26 protein-coding genes and 1 pseudogene are annotated in these 17755 nt (G+C 49.2%); 5 read left to right on the top strand and 22 right to left on the bottom strand.

Features of this window, described 5'->3' with window-relative positions:
- Positions 1-25: 25 nt before the first annotated feature.
- Positions 26-562, top strand: a complete 537-nt coding sequence (locus NDA02_RS23645) for a DUF4870 domain-containing protein (protein WP_190794693.1) — start codon at positions 26-28, stop codon at positions 560-562.
- Positions 563-725: 163 nt separating this feature from the next.
- Complete coding sequence (locus NDA02_RS23640) at positions 726-1499, top strand: ABC transporter permease (protein WP_190794694.1); 774 nt, start codon at positions 726-728, stop codon at positions 1497-1499.
- A gap of 166 nt (positions 1500-1665) precedes the next feature.
- Here NDA02_RS23640 and NDA02_RS23635 read toward each other — a convergent pair whose 3' ends face one another.
- Complete coding sequence (locus tag NDA02_RS23635) at positions 1666-1971, bottom strand: 30S ribosomal protein PSRP-3 (RefSeq protein WP_190794695.1); 306 nt, start codon at positions 1969-1971, stop codon at positions 1666-1668.
- Between the two features lie 90 nt (positions 1972-2061).
- Between NDA02_RS23635 and NDA02_RS23630 the strand changes: the two genes are divergently transcribed.
- The gene (locus tag NDA02_RS23630) at positions 2062-2907 is read left to right on the top strand and encodes a TIGR01548 family HAD-type hydrolase (protein ID WP_347277936.1); all 846 of its coding nucleotides are present in this window, start codon (positions 2062-2064) and stop codon (positions 2905-2907) included.
- On the opposite strand, the gene NDA02_RS23625 is transcribed toward NDA02_RS23630, so the two are convergent.
- From NDA02_RS23625 to NDA02_RS23610, 4 genes are all read right to left on the bottom strand, one after another.
- Positions 2893-3036 (bottom strand): hypothetical protein, encoded by a 144-nt coding sequence (locus tag NDA02_RS23625; RefSeq protein WP_190794696.1) that lies wholly within the window; start codon positions 3034-3036, stop codon positions 2893-2895. The genes NDA02_RS23630 and NDA02_RS23625 overlap by 15 nt on opposite strands.
- Before the next feature lie 402 nt (positions 3037-3438).
- On the bottom strand, positions 3439-3681 hold the full coding sequence (locus NDA02_RS23620) for a hypothetical protein (protein WP_190794697.1): 243 nt from the start codon (positions 3679-3681) through the stop codon (positions 3439-3441).
- 348 nt (positions 3682-4029) lie between these two features.
- Positions 4030-4866 (bottom strand): tetratricopeptide repeat protein, encoded by an 837-nt coding sequence (locus NDA02_RS23615; protein WP_190794698.1) that lies wholly within the window; start codon positions 4864-4866, stop codon positions 4030-4032.
- 65 nt (positions 4867-4931) lie between these two features.
- On the bottom strand, positions 4932-6188 hold the full coding sequence (locus NDA02_RS23610) for a DNA repair exonuclease (protein WP_190794699.1): 1257 nt from the start codon (positions 6186-6188) through the stop codon (positions 4932-4934).
- A 150-nt stretch (positions 6189-6338) separates the two neighbouring features.
- Between NDA02_RS23610 and NDA02_RS23605 the strand changes: the two genes are divergently transcribed.
- Together NDA02_RS23605 and NDA02_RS23600 are read left to right on the top strand one after the other, a co-directional pair.
- Positions 6339-6560: a DUF433 domain-containing protein gene (locus tag NDA02_RS23605; protein WP_190794700.1), complete on the top strand. Its 222-nt coding sequence runs from the start codon at positions 6339-6341 to the stop codon at positions 6558-6560.
- Between the two features lie 168 nt (positions 6561-6728).
- On the top strand, positions 6729-7685 hold the full coding sequence (locus NDA02_RS23600) for a DUF6602 domain-containing protein (protein ID WP_348256038.1): 957 nt from the start codon (positions 6729-6731) through the stop codon (positions 7683-7685).
- Between the two features lie 99 nt (positions 7686-7784).
- Here the strand turns inward: NDA02_RS23600 and prfA are convergent, their stop codons facing one another.
- The 17 genes and pseudogenes from prfA to NDA02_RS23515 form a co-directional block, all read right to left on the bottom strand.
- Complete coding sequence (prfA, locus tag NDA02_RS23595; RefSeq protein ID WP_190794049.1) at positions 7785-8891, bottom strand: peptide chain release factor 1; 1107 nt, start codon at positions 8889-8891, stop codon at positions 7785-7787.
- Between the two features lie 126 nt (positions 8892-9017).
- Positions 9018-9263, bottom strand: a complete 246-nt coding sequence (gene rpmE, locus NDA02_RS23590; RefSeq protein WP_190794050.1) for a 50S ribosomal protein L31 — start codon at positions 9261-9263, stop codon at positions 9018-9020.
- A 270-nt stretch (positions 9264-9533) separates the two neighbouring features.
- Complete coding sequence (gene rpsI, locus NDA02_RS23585; protein ID WP_190794051.1) at positions 9534-9947, bottom strand: 30S ribosomal protein S9; 414 nt, start codon at positions 9945-9947, stop codon at positions 9534-9536.
- The gene (gene rplM, locus NDA02_RS23580; protein WP_190794052.1) at positions 9947-10402 is read right to left on the bottom strand and encodes a 50S ribosomal protein L13; all 456 of its coding nucleotides are present in this window, start codon (positions 10400-10402) and stop codon (positions 9947-9949) included. Before rplM ends, rpsI begins: the two co-directional genes overlap by 1 nt.
- Before the next feature lie 11 nt (positions 10403-10413).
- Positions 10414-11337 (bottom strand): tRNA pseudouridine(38-40) synthase TruA, encoded by a 924-nt coding sequence (gene truA, locus NDA02_RS23575; protein ID WP_348256037.1) that lies wholly within the window; start codon positions 11335-11337, stop codon positions 10414-10416.
- 21 nt (positions 11338-11358) lie between these two features.
- Entirely contained in the window at positions 11359-11709 is a 351-nt protein-coding gene (gene rplQ, locus NDA02_RS23570; protein ID WP_190794054.1) for a 50S ribosomal protein L17, read from the bottom strand.
- 69 nt (positions 11710-11778) lie between these two features.
- A complete protein-coding gene (locus tag NDA02_RS23565; RefSeq protein WP_190794055.1) occupies positions 11779-12726 on the bottom strand; it encodes a DNA-directed RNA polymerase subunit alpha in 948 nt (315 codons plus the stop codon).
- 122 nt (positions 12727-12848) lie between these two features.
- A complete protein-coding gene (rpsK, locus tag NDA02_RS23560; RefSeq protein WP_190794056.1) occupies positions 12849-13244 on the bottom strand; it encodes a 30S ribosomal protein S11 in 396 nt (131 codons plus the stop codon).
- 177 nt (positions 13245-13421) lie between these two features.
- Positions 13422-13802, bottom strand: coding sequence for a 30S ribosomal protein S13 (rpsM, locus tag NDA02_RS23555; RefSeq protein WP_190794057.1), 381 nt, complete (start codon positions 13800-13802; stop codon positions 13422-13424).
- 115 nt (positions 13803-13917) lie between these two features.
- Positions 13918-14031: a 50S ribosomal protein L36 gene (gene rpmJ, locus NDA02_RS23550; protein ID WP_190794058.1), complete on the bottom strand. Its 114-nt coding sequence runs from the start codon at positions 14029-14031 to the stop codon at positions 13918-13920.
- Positions 14032-14152: 121 nt separating this feature from the next.
- Positions 14153-14377 carry a translation initiation factor IF-1 gene (infA, locus tag NDA02_RS23545; protein WP_036002386.1) on the bottom strand — a complete coding sequence of 75 codons (225 nt, stop codon included), beginning with the start codon at positions 14375-14377 and terminating at the stop codon, positions 14153-14155.
- Positions 14378-14642: 265 nt separating this feature from the next.
- A pseudogene (locus NDA02_RS23540) lies at positions 14643-14984 on the bottom strand (Uma2 family endonuclease); the annotation flags it as partial.
- 27 nt (positions 14985-15011) lie between these two features.
- Positions 15012-15350: a DUF86 domain-containing protein gene (locus tag NDA02_RS23535; protein ID WP_190794059.1), complete on the bottom strand. Its 339-nt coding sequence runs from the start codon at positions 15348-15350 to the stop codon at positions 15012-15014.
- Positions 15322-15654: a nucleotidyltransferase family protein gene (locus tag NDA02_RS23530; RefSeq protein WP_190794060.1), complete on the bottom strand. Its 333-nt coding sequence runs from the start codon at positions 15652-15654 to the stop codon at positions 15322-15324. The genes NDA02_RS23535 and NDA02_RS23530 overlap by 29 nt, the downstream gene beginning before the upstream one ends.
- Before the next feature lie 282 nt (positions 15655-15936).
- Positions 15937-16098: a hypothetical protein gene (locus NDA02_RS23525; RefSeq protein ID WP_190794061.1), complete on the bottom strand. Its 162-nt coding sequence runs from the start codon at positions 16096-16098 to the stop codon at positions 15937-15939.
- Complete coding sequence (locus tag NDA02_RS23520) at positions 16095-16610, bottom strand: acetyltransferase (RefSeq protein ID WP_199296798.1); 516 nt, start codon at positions 16608-16610, stop codon at positions 16095-16097. The genes NDA02_RS23525 and NDA02_RS23520 overlap by 4 nt, the downstream gene beginning before the upstream one ends.
- A 142-nt stretch (positions 16611-16752) precedes the next feature.
- Entirely contained in the window at positions 16753-17604 is an 852-nt protein-coding gene (locus NDA02_RS23515; protein ID WP_348248623.1) for a DUF4365 domain-containing protein, read from the bottom strand.
- Positions 17605-17755 lie beyond the last annotated feature (151 nt).

Below are 17755 nucleotides of genomic sequence, written 5' to 3'. Positions count from 1 at the left end.
CTCCTCACCTACTGAATGTGCTTTTATGCCGTCTTCCTCCTTGAGTCGCGCTATTCGTTTCCGTGCTGCCTGCTGCCATCTGGCAGGATTAGCTTGGCTGCCGCTGTTGCCGCTTGTAGCAGGGTGTCTCAATCTTTTACTCACTGTCGTTTTCAATGATTCCTCCGAGTTTTTGTCGCTCATCACGCTGTTGAGTTTTACTCTACTCCTAGTCTATTCAGGCATCCCAGCGACATTTTGGGTGTGGCAAAGGCAGCGAAACATTCATTCATTTATAGATGAGCGAGGACGTAAAGCTCTCAACTTTCAACTGTCTGTCTCATGTTTTCTGACGATCGTTTTTATCCTCACAACCTTGCTCGTTATTCCTGCCTGTTCTGATGTAGCACATCACTATACAAGTCCTAAAACTCAGTTTGTGTTCTCCTGGGTGGTCGGTTGGATTGTACTAGAGTCAGCATGGGCATTGCCGTTGCTGGCTCCCTTCATCTTGTTTGCTGCTGTGCAGGCATGTCGAGGACGATCGCACTCTCACGCTTTGATCCGTTGGTTTGTTCGTTAGAGCTGTTCTCATTAATTGAAGTCATTAATTGAAGGTTTAACAAGGATTGTGACAAACTCCAGAACGCTCTGCTAGCTTCTGATTTTGACAGCTGACTCAACCTCGATCGAGTAAATCGCTAGGATAAAAAAGGATTGATTCGATTGTCTTTTTCCCATATTCTATGCTTCCCCTCTTTTTTGCCGAACTTCAGCGAAGCTGGCTGCAACTGCGGCGCTATTCTTCAGAAGTGATCGGCGGCATTATTGGTACGACGATAATTTTTTACGGGCTATTTCTCAGCGCAAAGTATATTGCGGGTCCGGCGTTTCAACTTGGCGATCGGCTGGATTCGATCGTGATTGGCTATGTGCTATGGACGCTGATGCTGTTTATTCAGGGCGATATTGCCGGAGGACTTCAGCAAGAGGCACGCACCGGAACACTGGAGCAATTGTTTCTCACCCCCTATGGTGCGTCGCGACTGTTTTTTATCCGTGCGCTTGCCAGCCTGCTGCTGAATCTGGGCATTAACCTGACGATTCTGCTGCTGATTATTGTGATTACGGGCAGTAAGCTTGCCTTTCCGCTGACACTGATTCCGCCGCTGCTGGCAGTGCTGATGGGTGCGTATGGGCTGGCATTTTCGATCGGCTCTCTGGCTTTATTGCTGAAGCAAGTGCAGCAGTTGCTTAGCGTGTTTCAGTTCGCGCTGCTGTTTTTGTTCACCACTCCCGTCGAAACCTGGACAGGGAGTTTGCGCTTTGTGGGCTGGCTCTTGCCGATGGCTCCCGGTGCAGGACTGCTGCGATCGGTGATGGCACGGGGCGAAGGGCTAAACTGGGCAAGTTTAACAATTGCCTTACTCAACGGTGCGCTTTATCTGACGATCGGCTTAACGCTGTTTCGCTGGTCAGAGCGGGAGACAAAGCGGCGGGGAAAACTAGGCGGGTATTGATGTTTTGACCATGACTTTACGATTTTGAAAATTCGCTGATTTGGAGATCTGTCCATCCTCGTCGCACAAGCCCAGCCTCCAGAAACTGAGCACAAAAAAATGAGGGCAATGAATGCCCCCACGCTGAATTTCTAATCAGTTGGTTGCTGATCTAATTGGTTGACGATCAGGTGCTACCCGTGAACACGACATCAGGAAACTTCGCCTGTGCTTCGGCTAAAGGTTGCCGTCTGCCTTCTTCTTGCCAGTAGTTGATCACTTCCGTGGCTTTGTTGAGCAGCTCAATTCGATCGGACTCAGAAATCCAGTGCTTCGCTTCTAGCTCGCCTTTCAACTGCTCCCAGGCATCGTTGCGGGGCCAGAAGAAATAAGAGGTCAGCGGGCTGGTTCCTTTGCCCACGACCTGATCCACTGCAAGCGCAACGTTTTGATCGAGCCAAAGAACTTTCAGAATAAACTTGGACAAAAACACCTCCCGGATCGTTTCGTTGTTCCCATAACTTCTACAATCCTCTATGGTAATCTACAGGTTCCCACGATCGCCATTTGCAAGAGCGACATCGTGCAGTTTAGCTTGAGCAAGGAGTGTATTTTGGTGCAGCCTGCGGGTAGTTCAGCGATCGTGGTGTTTGATATTGATGGTGTAATCCGCGATGTGGGCAACTCTTATCGTCGTGCCCTGGCAGATACAGTCGAGCAGTTTACCCACGGAGCCTATCGACCCAACCAGGCAGATATCGACGCGCTCAAGGCAGAAGGGACGTGGAACAACGATTGGGAAGCCTCTCAAGAGCTGGTGTATCGCTACTTTGAGGCACAAGGAATCGATCGCTCCGCGCAGATCGTGAACTATGAGGCGATCGTGACTTTTTTCCAGAGTCGCTATCGAGGCACTGATCCGGTTCACTGGAATGGCTATATTTGTCACGAACCCTTACTGCTTCAATCCGCCTATCTGCAAGGCTTAACCCAGTCGGGCATTTCTTGGGGATTTTTTAGCGGGGCAACGCGAGGGTCTGCAACGTATGTTCTAGAAAAGCGGCTAGGACTGAAACCGCCAATTCTCGTTGCAATGGAAGATGCACCTGGAAAGCCTGACCCCACTGGATTATTTCAGGCGGTGCGGCAGCTTGAAGTTCGTGACCAGCTCACTGCAAATCTCCCCGTTCTCTACGCCGGGGATACAGTTGCTGATATGCACACCATGAAGCAAGCGCAGATTCAGCAGCCCGATCGATCGTGGATCGGCGTCGGAATTCTGCCACCCCATCTACAGGAACAGTCAGCCGATTATCGCCAGTCCTACAGCCAAAAGCTGACCGAAGCAGGAGCAGCGATCGTTCTACCCAACATTGAGCAGCTCAATCCTGACCAGGTGGCTCAGCTTGTTGGTTCAGCGATTTCCTGAATGCTGCTGGGCAGTTAACCAGCGGACAACAATACGGTGAAGCCACTCTAACCCGACCTGGCTCACCCACTGAGGTGTCGGTAGCTGCCCACCTTCACCAGCCGTCGATTTGGGGTGGGGGATCTTCATAGGGACACTAAAAATCCGCTAACAGGTCTAATTACCAAAATTCTAGGTAGCGGCTTGCGTTAGTGCGATAAATTTCTCATGAAGATCCGTACAACAACAATATAGAAGCTCTCCTTAACCGAAAAACTAATCTGCCTCTGCTTCTTAGAACGACGACAAAAGTCAAGCCTAATGCGGAGTTTCAAGCACAGGCAATGGGCTATTTTGATGGGAAAAATTTCACCGCCATCCTGCACGGCCTTGTATCATAGCTTACCTGAAGGCTAAGTAGATTTGGGTGCAAAAGTGAGTACAAAAGTGAGCACGAAAGACGGTCTGAGGACTGAAAGAACGCCCCTTCGCCACGTCAATCCGAGCTGATTCTGTTCCGTTGTGAGCTGCCTCTTGAACTGGCTTTAGACCTTAGTTCCACGTTTTCCACGGACATTCTGGTTTGGGCAAAATATCTCGACGAAATAATTTACGTGTCAGCTCGATGATTGATAAAGGAATGGTGATAAACCAGATAAAAGAGCCAATGCAAACTAGCAGCCAAGAGAGTCGATCGGACTTTGGCGTAGTATGGTCAGCCCAAAAAACTCCAAGCAGCGTGATGAAGACAACTAGCGAAACCAGCAGATATACCAAAAGCAGTCGAATCAGCATTACCCTATTTCTCGCCCTGATGGGTTGCTCCTACCAATCGGATTGAGCAAAATAAACTTCTATAAATACAAACGGCCACAACCGTGAACTCGTGCACCTTACCTAATTTTTACTATCATTCCTGCATACTTTATGAAAAATACATATAAAGTTGCAGGAGATTAAGGAGAAGCTTCCCTAAGCTCGAGAATTTGCCAAATCACTGCAATTTTGGTGAGTTGCTACGTGTGATTAAAAAATTCGACGATGGCAGATTATGAGCATCGCAGTACAGTTGCTTTTTGCGAAACCTTTGCTGCCCGAAACGCCTTACTTATCTCATTTCTGAAAGAATCTGTTGCAAAGAATTTATTGCAATGTCAAAAACTTCTCTAGAGCAGCGACCATTGTGGGGGGCCATCGACGAACAGTGGCAACCCAGTCCAAGTCTTTGTAGCGTTTATCTAGCCCAACGGCTGCAACCCAGTTACTTTCTGCTTCGCCCTGTTTTCCCTGAACCCAGAGTACGGCGGTAAGAGCTGCTCGCATATCGGCAAACTGGGGATACTTCCGCACTAGATTTCGCATCTCTCGAATCGCTGCCTCTGTTTCGCCTGTCTGGTAAAGGGCGAGGGCATAGTTTGCCCTGGCAAAGGCATAGTCCGGCACTAAACCAGCTGCTTTTTTGTAATCCTGAACTGCCTGCTCCCATTGCCCCAAACCTGCCTCTGCATTGCCGCGATTATTGTAGGCAGCCGGATCACTTGGGTCTAGCACTAACACACGGTTGTAGTCATCGATCGCCGCTGCGTACTGTCCCAAACCCTCATAAGCCGTACCCCGATTCAGATACGGGTCGGGTGCATCAGGAGCCAGCTCGATCGCCCGATTGTAATCCTGGATGGCGGACTCCAGCTTATTTTGGCTCACTCTAGCATTGCCGCGATTGCTCCAGACAGCAGGCTCGTCGGGGAAAGCTTCAAGGAGCTGAGTCCAGTAGGTTTCTGCGGCGGCAAAGTTCCCCTTGTTTGTGGCAGCAAAGGCTTTTGCTTTCAGATTAGCCAGGGATTCAGCGTTCGCAGGTTCTATGCTGGTAGATTCTACTTGAGCAACGATTAAAGCCAGAGGACTTGCCTGAACCGGGGCAAAATAGCTACACCAGAGGACGATCGACAGCAGAACTGAAAAAAGCAGGTTTCGCATCATGCCCATTATCATGCCAGGGATTGAGTTTTGTGACAAATCCTCTCGCCCCGTAGCTTACTGACTGATCAATTCTCCGCACTCAGCAGCGTTTGCACTAGCTCAAACAGTTCAGCTTCCGATCGCCCCTCAAGCTGCCGATCCTTTAAATCAATTAGCCCATGCGCGAGTTCTGCCGCCCGCTTGCGATACTGCACATGACCAGAAAGCAGATCAGTGAAAATCTCCTGCTCAATTTGCAAACGGCTGGCATCTTCAGCCAAAGGCGAACTGTAAGCCACGTTGTCCACGTCATACTTAAGCAAAAAGATCAGCGCATTGCTAAGTTGCTGGAGCTGTCGTTGCAGTTGGCGCACGTCAAAATCGAGCCGATCGAATCCCACCTCCCCTTCGATCCGCAGTTCCACGATCGGCTGATCGGCTGGGTTCATCTGCTCCTGCTGAATGGCAGTTTGCACCAACGTAATCGCTGCCTGCTCCAGTTCTTCTAGCGTTTCCTGTCCTTTCGTTTTCAATTTCAAACGAACAATCGATCGCTGATAGTAGCCGGTCTTCAGTTCTGCCTGTACGCCGCGATCGCTGATCTCCACCAAATACACGCCGCGCCGAAATCGAGATTCCTCAATATTATTTGCCTCGATCGAGCCAGGGTTAAAAATCCAGCCTTCCTGCTCGTAATTCTTGTGAATGTGTCCCAGTGCCAGGTAATCGACTCCCGCCTGTTTTAAAGGCAGCACATCTGAGTAGCGCAACGCCCCCTGATAGCGGGCAATCTGTCCCTCCATGCCGTGATGCAGCAAAAAAACAGTTTGTCCCGGACTGGGCGGTAAGTCTTGCATTGCCTGACTCATTTGCTCGATCGCCTTCGGAGCAGCCGCGCCGTACCACTGCGACCCCATCACTCGCACGCCGCAGTCCAGGTCAATATAGCCGCCGTAGCCATCTTTCCAGTGCGAATAAAGCGGTTCACCCGCTGCCACGTCTCCCGGTTCCAGCAAAATTAGCAGTTCCCAGTCCGCCAGGTAGCGGAGCCAGTTCGTCCGCGCTCCATAAGGGCGATTATCGTGGTTTCCCTCGATCGCAATAGTCGGAATCCCTGCCTGTTTCAGCTGCCGAAGACAGTGCTGCGCTTGGTTTAGCGTGGCAGGCTGAATGTTACGGTGCTCAAACAAATCACCCGCAATCACCACAAAATCGACTCGTTCTGCGATCGCATATTTTTCGAGGGCATTTTCCAATGCCAGGAAAAAATCCTGAGTTCGCGGTTTGCTGTCGTAGCGATCGAACCCCAAATGAATATCAGCTAGATGCAAAAAACGAGCCATAGTACAAATGGACGCAACTGACGTTATTGTAAGTGGTTCCCTCTAATTCTGTCTAAATTGTCTAAATATTGATTCTCAAATGGCGGTGATAAAGTGAACTCATGCTGTCGGAGTGAAATCTCTTAATTTTAAGAGGCTGGGTTATTTGTTATGAAACTCGATCGCATTACGAGCAATCCTAATGGCATGAATGGACAGCCCTGCATTCGTAACCTTCGCCTTACGGTGCGCCGGGTGATTGAGTTATTAGCGACCTATCCTAACCGGGAAGAATTACAGCAGGAGTTTCCAGAGTTAGAGGAGGAAGACATTCAGCAAGCTCTAGTTTTCGTCTCCTCCTATCTGGACGATCGTCTCCCAACCAAACTGTGAAATAAACCTCTTGTTAAATTGAGCATTTGTCGATCGCGCCCTGTTAAACAGCATTTTCTAGGACAAGGAAAATTTTGGGTTTGCGGTTTGTTGTTGGGGCGATCGAATTCTAGAGTAATATCAGCTAGATATAATGAACGAGCTATAGCACAACTGAGGATAAGAGCTTTGAATTTTAACGAGACCAATGTATTTAATAAGTTCCTGTCTTCTTACAATGCAGAACTTTTAAGTAAAGTATCTCGTCTAGATGAATTAATTGGGCGAGATCACTGGCTCTCCGTTGGCAACTATAAAGAATCTATTCTTCGTAGCCTAATTTCTAATATTCTGCCTCGAAAATATGAGGTTAGCACCGGATTTATTCTTGCTTCTAATCGGAAGGGTGAAATACTCAAATCAAGGCAAATAGATATCATTATCTGGGACTCAGCTAACTACGCTCCAATCTTCCGGGATGGAGAGTTCGTGATTGTGCCTCCTGAATCCTGTTCAGCAGTTGTCGAAGTTAAAGGTAAGTTGACAGCTAAAGAGTTACGGAAAAGTTTGTTAAATATTGACTATCTAATAAAATTTTGTTCAACCACCTATCCTGTCCATAATTATATATGTAAATACATTTTTGCATACGATATTGCAGAAACACTTAGATTTCCTGATGGCTTGTGGCAAGTAATAGCTAACAGTTACAGCAAAGATGAAATTATATCACTTGAAGAAAGAATGGAACTTTCACGTAGAAATGTTCCTGTGGGTAGCTGTTGGAATCCATTGTTTTCAGTTGATGCTATTTTTGTCCTACCTTTAGGCGCAATTAAACGCGATGTTCGGTCATTTGAAAACACATTAAAATTCTTCTTTCAAGCCTACCTTACTGCTTCTGAAACTCATAATCATACATATGCATACTTTGAGAGCGATCTCCAAGCTCACCTTGCTACAGATGGTAAGCCAGGGTTGTTGTATGCATATCAACCAGGATTATTTTCTGTAAAAAAGAACATGCACATAACTCGCACTTCACCTAAATCTTTGATGATTTTTCCATCACTTGAGCATGAGAGTATGTTTTATGAGGACATCGATAAAAATCAAATATTTGTACCCAGGATTAGTAGTTGCTAGCTCAAGACTATCTACCAAATTCTAAAAAACAGTTCTTCTAGGAAGAATAAAATGGGGCGAGTGCGAATACCCACCCCGCAAAAAAGAAACCCGATCGCCCTACAGCGAAGAACCAGAAGTCGAAGCCGCCAATTCCTCAAGCTGCTCCTGCTGATCCTGGGAAATGCAGGACTGAATCACAGTCTCCAACTCGCCTTCCAGAATAGCTGTGAGCGTAAAGTTCTGCCCTAGGCGGTGATCAGTCGCACGATTGTCCTTGTAGTTATAGGTGCGGATTTTTTCCGATCGCGATCCCGTTCCGACCTGCGATCGCCGCATCGATGTCACCGCTTCCTGCTGTTCTCGGAGCTTGATTTCGTACAGCTTTGCCCGCAGGATTTGCATGGCTCGCTCTCGGTTTTGAAGCTGCGATCGTTCCTCGGTACAAAAGATTCGGATTCCAGTGGGTTTGTGGAACAGGTCTACCGCCGTTTCAACCTTGTTCACGTTCTGTCCACCTGCACCACCCGATCGCGCCGTTGTCAGTTCAATGTCTTTCGGGTCGATCTCAACTTCCACATCATCTACTTCTGGCATCACCGCCACAGTTGCGGTTGAAGTGTGAACCCGTCCGCCTGCCTCCGTTGCCGGAACGCGCTGGACGCGATGCACCCCCGCCTCATACTTCAGCTTGCTGTAAACCTGATTGCCCTGGATCTCCAGAATCGCTTCCTTGAAGCCGCCCATATCGGCAGGGGATTCGCTCACCAGCTTGACTCGCCAGCGTTGAACGTCCGCGTAGCGTGAATACATTCTCACCAGATCGCCTGCCCAGATGCTTGCCTCATCACCGCCTGTCCCGGCACGAATTTCCAGCATGATGTTCTTGTCATCATTTGGGTCACGGGGCAGCAGGAGAACCATCAGCTGATGCTCAAGCTGATCAAGCTTTTCAGCCAGTTCTTCTACTTCCATTGTCGCCATTTCCCGCAGTTCAACATCTCCGGCGGCATCTTTTAAGATTTGTCGGGCATCCTCTAGCTCTTGCTGAGTTTGCTTCCACGTTTCAAAGGTGTTAACCGTTTCTTCCAGACCCGATCGCGCCTTCGCCACTTTCTGATATTCACCAGGATCGCGCGCAATGTCAGGGTCAGCCAGCCGCTTCGTTAACTCGTTAAAGGTCTGCTCAACCGACTTTAGTTTTTCTAATAAATAAGACTCAGCCATCGTAGCCTCCACAAGCCTATTGCCTGGATTTCTCGTTCAAATACCTGCTCAAAAAATTAAATTGCAAAAATCGTCCCTGACTTTACTTAGGTGTCAGGGGCGATCGGTAATATAAGCGAATTCCGGCTACTTTTTGTTGTCTTTCTTGTCTTCGGTGCCAGCAGTACTGTCGCTCATGCCGTACTTCCGCAGGAAGCGTTCTACACGACCCTCAGTGTCAATAATCTTCTGAGTTCCGGTATAGTAGGGGTGATTTCCAGACCACACATCAACGTGCAGTTCAGGCTTGGTCGAACCGACGGTCATCACGACTTCGCCGTTACAGTAAACCTTCGCCTCTGGATACCATTGAGGATGAATATCTTTCGCCATGATTCCAAAACCAGTAGAGATGGGCTGCTTTATCTATTTTAACGGCTTCACCTGACAAGCTTCCGCAAGAGGAAGTTAGAAAAGGATTGTTTCCTGAACCGCTTCCTAGCCCCAATCCGGGAAGGAACCAGAACCATTACAGACATTCCTTTTACGATCGGAAGTCTTCCTGTATCATAGTCCTCCAGCATTGAGGAATTTAGAAGGCAATGCAAAACCACTAATCCTCTTTCACCCCCCTTCAAGAGGAGGCAGGTCAAGCGAGAGAAGTTATCGCTTCGAGTACTGAGGAGCTTTCCGGGCTTTGTGCAGACCGTACTTCTTCCGTTCCTTCGCACGGGGATCGCGGGTGAGGTAGCCTTCAACCTTCAGGGGCTTTCGGTTTTCCGGGTCAAGCTGGCACAACGCACGAGCCACACCCAGACGGATCGAATCTGCCTGTCCGGTCAATCCGCCACCGCGAACGTTGACCAGAATATCGTATTCAGCTTCCAGTCCCAGCGTTTCCAGCGGAGCCTTTGCCACCGACAGATAGCTGGGGTTGAACTGCAAGTACAGATCGCCCGGCTTGCCGTTGATCAAAAGCTGACCGCTTCCCGGCACCAGGCGAACTCTTGCGACCGAGGATTTCCGCCGACCTGTGCCCAGATACGTGACGCGATCGGCTCTATCAGTAGCTTGCATTATTTATTCTCTCCCGGAATCGTTTTAATGTTCAAAATCTCAGGCTGCTGTGCCTGGTGGGGATGAGTGTTACCCACATACACTTTCAGCTTGGTGAAAAGCTGGCGACCAAGCGAGTTCTTAGGCAGCATTCCTTTTACAGCTTGCTCGATAATCCGTTCGGGAATGCGGTTTTGAAGCTGGTCAAACGTCTCAGTCTTCATGCCGCCCGGGCGACCCGAATGGCGGCGATAGAGTTTTTGCGATCGCTTCTTGCCAGTTACCGCTACTTTTTCCGCGTTGATCACAACAACGTAATCGCCTGTGTCCATATGGGGCGTGTAGGTCGGCTTATTCTTGCCGCGCAGCACCATTGCGATCTCAGTGGCGAGCCGTCCCAGCCGTTGGTCTGCCGCGTCTACGACATACCATTTCTGTTCAAGCGTCTCTTTTGTGGGTAGGTAGGTTTTAGTCATGGGAGATGTGGCTACAGAGGTAAAGTCTTTTTCTCAAGCTGCCCCTGGTCTAAAGCGGCAGGAAAATCTAGAGGAGTCAGTAAATTGAACTGAGGCTGGGTGTCGTACCAAATTTCAGGCGGAAAGGGAAACTCCGGATAGTCAACTCGCAGCAGGCATAAGCCTTGAGGCGGTGCAGCATACCTTACGAGGTCGCGCCTCTGCTCTATCCAGATCTGGGTGAACTCCTGCGGAGACCGATCGCCCTTACCCACCTCAACTAGCATACCGACAAGCAGGCGCACCATGCCATACAAAAAGCCGCTTGCCTGCAATTCGATCTGGATAAACGACCCGCGACGAACACATTCCGCCGCTTGAATATCAATCCAGGAATGGGGACGGCTCGACCCTGCCCGATGAAACGCTGCCAGATGGTGTCGCCCCAGCATTGGCTCCAGCGCAGCCTGCATCAACGTTTCGTCTAGTGCGCCCAGGTAGTAGTGCCAGGCAAACGGACGCACAAACAGATTCGGACGGGTTTCAGTGTAGATTGTGTAGCGGTAGCGTCTCCAGCTTGCCGAGAAGCGGGCGTGCCAGTGAGGAGGGACGATCGCCGAAGCTCGGATCGAGATATCAGCAGGCAAACGATGGTTCAAAATGTCTGCCCAACGATACCCCGGAATCCGCACAGGAGCATCAAAATGAGCCACCTGAGCCGCCGCATGAACACCGGAATCAGTTCGTCCCGCCCCATGCACGACCACTGGAAAACCCAGCACATCTCGAATCGTGTCCTCTAGCACTTCCTGCACCGATCGGTGGTTTGGCTGCCGCTGCCACCCATGAAAATGGGTTCCCAGGTATTGAATCACTAGGGCAACTCTGTGCCGATCGTCCCCAGAAAAATCCGTTTTCGATCCAGCTTTGGAGGAAGGCAACTCGCTAGAAGACATGAGGCGATCAGGTAAGCGCAATTAGGTGAGTTCGATAATTGCCATTTCGGCGTTATCGCCTCTGCGGTTAACCGTGGTAACGATACGGGTGTAACCGCCATTGCGATCGCCGTAACGCTCCTTCACCTGCTCAAACATTCGGTGGACGAGCTGCTTATCGTACATATAGCCCAGAGCTTTACGACGAGCGGCAAGCGATCCATCCTTTGCCAGAGAGATCATGCGCTCTGCTTCGCTACGAACAGCCTTTGCTCGGATCTTTGTCGTAGTAATGCGACCATGACGAATCAGCTCGGTGGTTAATGCCCGAAGGAGAGCCTTTCGCTGGTCGGCTGGCTTGCCCAACTGAGGGACTTGACAACGGTGACGCATAGTTAACAGATAGCGGTAGTTGATGAACTAAATAATGAACTAAATGAAAAACTGAATGAATTCCAGAACCTAAGTTGGTCTGGAGGATTTATCGTGCGGTAGCGTGATGCCCAGCCGATCCTGAAGTGCCTGAATCACCTCTTCAGCAGACTTCGCCCCGAAGTTTTTGATTTCAAGCAGGTCTTCCTGGGTGTAATCGAGCAGATCGGCAACCGAGTTGATTTGTGCTCGCTTCAAGCAGTTATAGGCGCGAACCGAAAGCTGGAGCTCCTCGATCGGAATCTGGTTTGCCGGATCTTCGACGCTATCATCCATATCGTCGATCGGCGCAAAGTCAATTTCCCGCAGGGGGTTAAAGAGTTCAACCAAGATATTTGATGCCTGGCTCAACGCTTCCTGAGGGGTAAAGCTGCCGTTTGTCCAGATCTCCATCAGCAGGCGATCTTTCTCCAGCGAGCCATCCGCTCTGACGCTTTCAATGGTGTAGTTGACCTTCCGTACAGGCATAAACACCGAGTCGATTTGCAGAAAATCCAGGGCAGTATTCTCGTCCCGTCCCCGCTCGATCGCCCGATAGCCTACACCCTTCTCAATGCGAAACTCCATCTCAAAGGTTGCCCCCGGAGCCAGAGTTGCAACGTATTGGTCAGGGTTGATCACCTCGGCTTCTGAGGGAAGCTCGAAGTAGGAAGCCGTTACCGTGGTGGGTCCTTCAACCCGCACCCGACCGATTTGCGGTTGGGTCGAGTAGCTTTTTAGTACGATTTCCTTCATGTTCAGCAGGATATCCAGGACATCCTCCTTCACGCCGGGAACCGTCATAAACTCATGCGTTACTCCAGCAATTCGCACCGCCGTAATTGCTGCGCCCTCCAGGTTTGACAGAAGCACACGCCGCAAAGCGTTTCCAACTGTAATCCCCTGACCTCTTTCCAGAGGTCCAATCACAAACTTGCTGTATGAGCTGCGATCGTCCTGAATAGCAGACTCAACGCACTCAACCTGAAACTGTGCCACAATCCAACCTCCCTTCTCCTTGTGCTGAGGGAAACCTGCTATCCCAACTGGCTTCCCGTGCCCTCACTCGCCCAACTCGCTCAAACTTTGGTAAAAATCTTCAGTAGAAATCCAATGAATTTCTATACGCGACGACGCTTCGGAGGACGGCAGCCGTTGTGCGGAATCGGAGTTACATCCCGAATGAGGGTAATTTCCAGCCCCGCTCCCTGAAGTGCCCGAATCGCAGTTTCCCGACCCGATCCCGGCCCACTCACCATTACTTCGATCTGGCGCATTCCCTGATCCACTGCCCGACGACCCGCACTTTCAGCTGCCGTCTGAGCTGCGAACGGAGTTCCCTTCTTTGCACCCTTGAAGCCACTAGAGCCAGAAGATGCCCAGGAAATCGCTTCGCCACCGTTGTCGGTAATCGTGACGATCGTGTTGTTAAACGTGGACTGGATATGGGCAACGCCGCTTGGAACGTTGCGCTTTTGCTTTTTAGGTCCAGTCTTTTTTTGAGGTTGTTTTGCCATGCTACCTGCCTGTCCTTATGATTTAGCCATAGAAAGCATTTATGACGCAGAAACGAGAGCCAGCTTGCAGTAGGGTAATTGCCCTTCTTACACTGTCCTTCCGGGCTGCGGCTAAACAGCACAAGAAGGGGCGATCGGAAGAAGCACTTCTCCACCCCAGCAATTCGCCACCCGTGTTTACTTCTTAGGAGCCTTCTTCTTACCTGCAACGGTACGACGACCACCACGGCGCGTCCGGGCATTGGTTCTCGTCCGCTGACCCCGCACGGGCAGCCCCAAGCGGTGACGACGACCCCGATAGGTTCCGATGTCCATCAATCGCTTGATGTTCAGACCTTCAAGCCGTCGCAGGTCACCTTCAACCTGATAATCGCCCTCAACCGTTTCCCGCAGGGAAGCCACGTCGGCATCGGAAAGATCCCGAATGCGAGTGTCTGGATTCACGCCAGTTTTGGCAAGGATTTCTTTTGAGCGGGTCAGCCCAATTCCATAGATATAGGTCAGACCAATTTCAACACGCTTTTCACGTGGAAGGTCTACTCCGGCAATTCGTGCCACGGTTCAATTCTCCAATCTTGTCTGTAACGATCGCGCTTTTAGATAACCACAAACCACTAATGAAGGGAAGCCAAATTGGATCTAATCCAACTGAAATTGAGCTAGATTACTAGCATTATCCCTGGCGTTGCTTGTGCTTCGGATTTGCACAAATTACCATGACTCTGCCGCGACGACGGATGACGCGGCACTTTTCACACATACGACGAACGGATGCCCGGACTTTCATGTCCCAAAAATCTGAAGACTACAAAAATGACATCCTATCAAATTAAAAGGATTTTGTCAATAAAATGCTTCTGCAATTGCAGAAGCCAAAAAATTTTATCTCGCTGAAACTCGCTGCGACTCTACTTCTTTCGCAGTCGATAGGTAATTCTGCCCTTCGTCAGGTCATAGGGAGTCAACTCAACCTTCACCCGATCGCCTGGCAGAATCTTAATATAGTTCCGTCTGATCTTGCCTGAGATGTGCGCCAGGACGTTAAAACCGTTATCTAAATCCACCCGAAACATCGCGTTGGGCAATGAGTCGGTGACTGTACCTTCCATCTCGATTAGGTCTTGCTTAGACAATGAGCCTTCCTCTGTTCTAAATCAACAGTTAACAGTTGTTAGGTTTATTCGATCGAGGTTAGTGCCAGGGTCAGCCCAATGTCTCGCTTCTCGCCGATCGACATCGCTACCACCAAAACACCAACGCAGCAAAATAAGAGAGCTCAATCGCTCCTCTTCTAGGCTAACAAATCTTCACGCAGTTGGATCAATCTTCAGGTTAATCCAAACACCCGTGTAGAGAATAACTTACTTTAATAGGAGAACGTTTGCACCTATAAAACTTCTATACGCCAGCCTTCAACACCTGCTCAGCCATAACCTTTATATTAGGCAAGGTTGGAGAGACGAGGTTCTAATTACCCCGAAGCTGCTGAATTTCATACTCGCCATCCACTCGCGTACAAATCGAGAGCGTGGGTTATTTGGGCTTGCCGATGTATCGAGTGCCCGCTAACCCTGCATAGTCTACGATCCAGTATTCAGGAATGCCTAAAACTGCATAATCCTTAACCTTCCGGGTGTAGTCATTCTGCCAATTGCGACTCACCACTTCTGCCACAAATTTAATGGAGCTGCCCAGCGTCAGAATGGATTGGTCAGACCAAAGCAGTTCTTGGGTTAGCTCGGAGAGAATCGCCTCCACCAAATATCCTCATGGTTCTGGAGGAATCTGCGATTTCAGTTCTTTAATCAAAGGTGGTATCTCAAACTGAACCACATCCCAAACAATGTTGAGGTTGACATCATTATATTCATGCACCAATCGATTTCGCATTCCGTTGATTTCTTGCCAAGAGATGTTCGGTAATGCCTGTTGGGTCGCGTTTGAAACTCGTCTTGCGGCTTCAGCAATGACCAATAATCGTCGAATCACTGAATCTTGAAGCTGCACGTTTGCAACGAACTCATCTTTCGAGCTTTGAGCAGTGTAAGCCAGGATCAGTTCTGCGGATTGCAGCATATCAAGCAGAAATTGAAGATCCCGTTGCATAAATTACCTGGGCAGAGGAAAGGATTTCGTAACGACGTAAGTAGTTGCGGCTGGTTTCAATCCCCTGACGGGTAATCAGGTCAACTTCTCGACAAAAAATGGTTTGTAACTCTGCTTCCATCAGGTCTAAGGTACGGAAAGTAGGGTGAGCATCTGGATGGAATTGCACCATTACATCAATATCGCTGTCGGGTCGGAAGTCATTGCGCACGACAGAGCCAAACAGGGCGAGTTCCGTGACCTGCCATTTGTGACAAAACTCAGCAATTTTCTCCATTGGTAGTTCGATCGCCCTAATCGTCATGTCAGTTCTACCCCCAAGGCTTCTAACTGCTGATTTATCCGGGTTACTGCCGTCGCTTCATCAGTTCCGATCGCCCGTTCTACTCCTGTTTTAGCAATTTCTAGCAGTTGTTTCGACTGCGCCCGCTTTTGGTGAGAGGCTTCAACCTTGCTTCTAATTTTTTGTTGGACGGAATCAGGCGCTTCCCAAACTAAAAATTAAGCAATTTCGTTGGGATATAGCTCAATCAGCTCGGATGACCCTTTGAAATGCTTTTCAACCAATAGCTTGCCAATAATGCTATTAAGGTAAATCGACAGGTAAACCGGATTCGAGTAAATCAGTTCTCAAAATCGTGACATGGTTATCTGGTAAAGCTTCTTGCTCGTAAAGGTAAGGCGCACACCGTCCAACGATTGAGATAACCGGACGGAGATAACCTGTGCAACTTAATGGATAGCTCATACTCCGTTCCGGTTCAGCGATTTGTTATATACCTCCTTCCCGGAGCCACGCTCTTGCGCTAAATCCCCTAACCGCATATGCAACAAAGGGAACGGCTTGCCCATGCTATCCAGCTCCGAACGCCCTTCCACTTCAAACCCCATTCGCAGATAAAACCCTACTGCCTGCTCATTTTGCTCGTTCACATCAACTTTTGTAGCACCAAGTGTCCTGACAGCATATTTAAGCAGCTGGCATCCAATTCCCTTTCCACGCCATGATGGGTCAATGAACAACATCTCGACTTTGCTCTCAACCACGCCGATGAAGCCAACAACTTGACCTTGGTCATTTCGCACGCAGTCCAACTTTGCCACGTGGGGAAGCGCATCGAGCACTAGCGGTTTGAATAACTGAATGTCTGCTTCTGAGAGGAAATAGTGTGTTGCGCGCACAGAGGCTTCCCACACTTCAACTACTCGCCGAAAGTCTGCGGAAGATACTGGGGAAATTCCTTCTTGCAGTTGCATCATTCTCTAAGCTCTTGTCTTCTTTGGCAACATGTAAATTCTGGCCCTATAACGTTCCTGGTCAGCGGTTGCCAGCGTCTTTGAAACTCGGCAGGTGACTTGAGCAAATCCGCTGCACCAGGGTTGTTAGACCTCGTTTTAGATTTCAATCATCCTCAAGTTCCGCCTGACGATCAACATGGCGTTCCAGGTCTTCAAGAGTCTCCCATTCATTGATAACCGCTCCATCTTTGTCGCGTACTTGTAGTTTGGCACCGCCTTTGTAGGCCATGATAATTTGATACATGATATCGATGCTGTCGGCGACGGACTTCTGCGGGTCAATTCCGTATTTGTCCTTGAAGCGTTCGAGTTGTGCAGCGAATTGACCAAACGCAGTGACGGTGCGCCCACTAGAAGGATCTGGTTTGAATTCGCCTTTTGGCAACATCAGAACTCCGAATTCGGGTTCATATTCAATATTGACCCCCCATTGTTTGCGCAGTTCATCGATCAATATGTTTGCACCTTCTTTCTGCGCCTCGAAGCGTTGAAACCTATTCTTGGTTCGATTTCTGAGTCGCTGAAGCCCTTCGGCATTGAGCAGATTGTCGGTTGGTACCTGTACTGAAATCGACTTCCTCGGTTTGCTTGAATCTTCTATGGAGTCAAGGAAAGTTTGAATGACCTCCCAGTAGGTTATTTCAGTGCTTGCATCGTAAATGGCGAGAACGACGGGCTCCCAAAAACGATTCCAATGTTCGATGTGCGTAGATCGGATTGGGAATGAGATGTTTTTCCCATCCTTCGCAAGGTAGCGTTCCAGATTGTCTGTTCCCTTAGATTGAATTAAGAATGACCAGGGCGTGGCGGTTCCGTTATCGAAAATCCGAATAAGGACATCCTCTCCATAGTCTTGGTTGAGATCTTCAGACGACCAACCGGCTCTTGCAAACACCTGATGAAGTTGCGCGCGAGCAAGGTCTTCGATGATGTGTTCTCGTGGTCGCTTGGGCATGTCAGGAATTGTTCCAGAGGTCTAACTATGTTCTAGAGGTCGGGTAAAAGAGAAGGTTTTAGATATGTCCTTCTCCCTCCCCTCAGAACCGTGCATACAACTTTCACTGTACACGGCTCAAGCAATCTCTATTGCTCACCGATGTAGCTGT

Source organism: Leptolyngbya sp. ST-U4, assembly GCF_039962215.1.
Lineage (GTDB): Bacteria > Cyanobacteriota > Cyanobacteriia > Elainellales > Elainellaceae > Leptolyngbya_A.
This window is presented reverse-complemented; position numbering and strand designations above follow the sequence as displayed.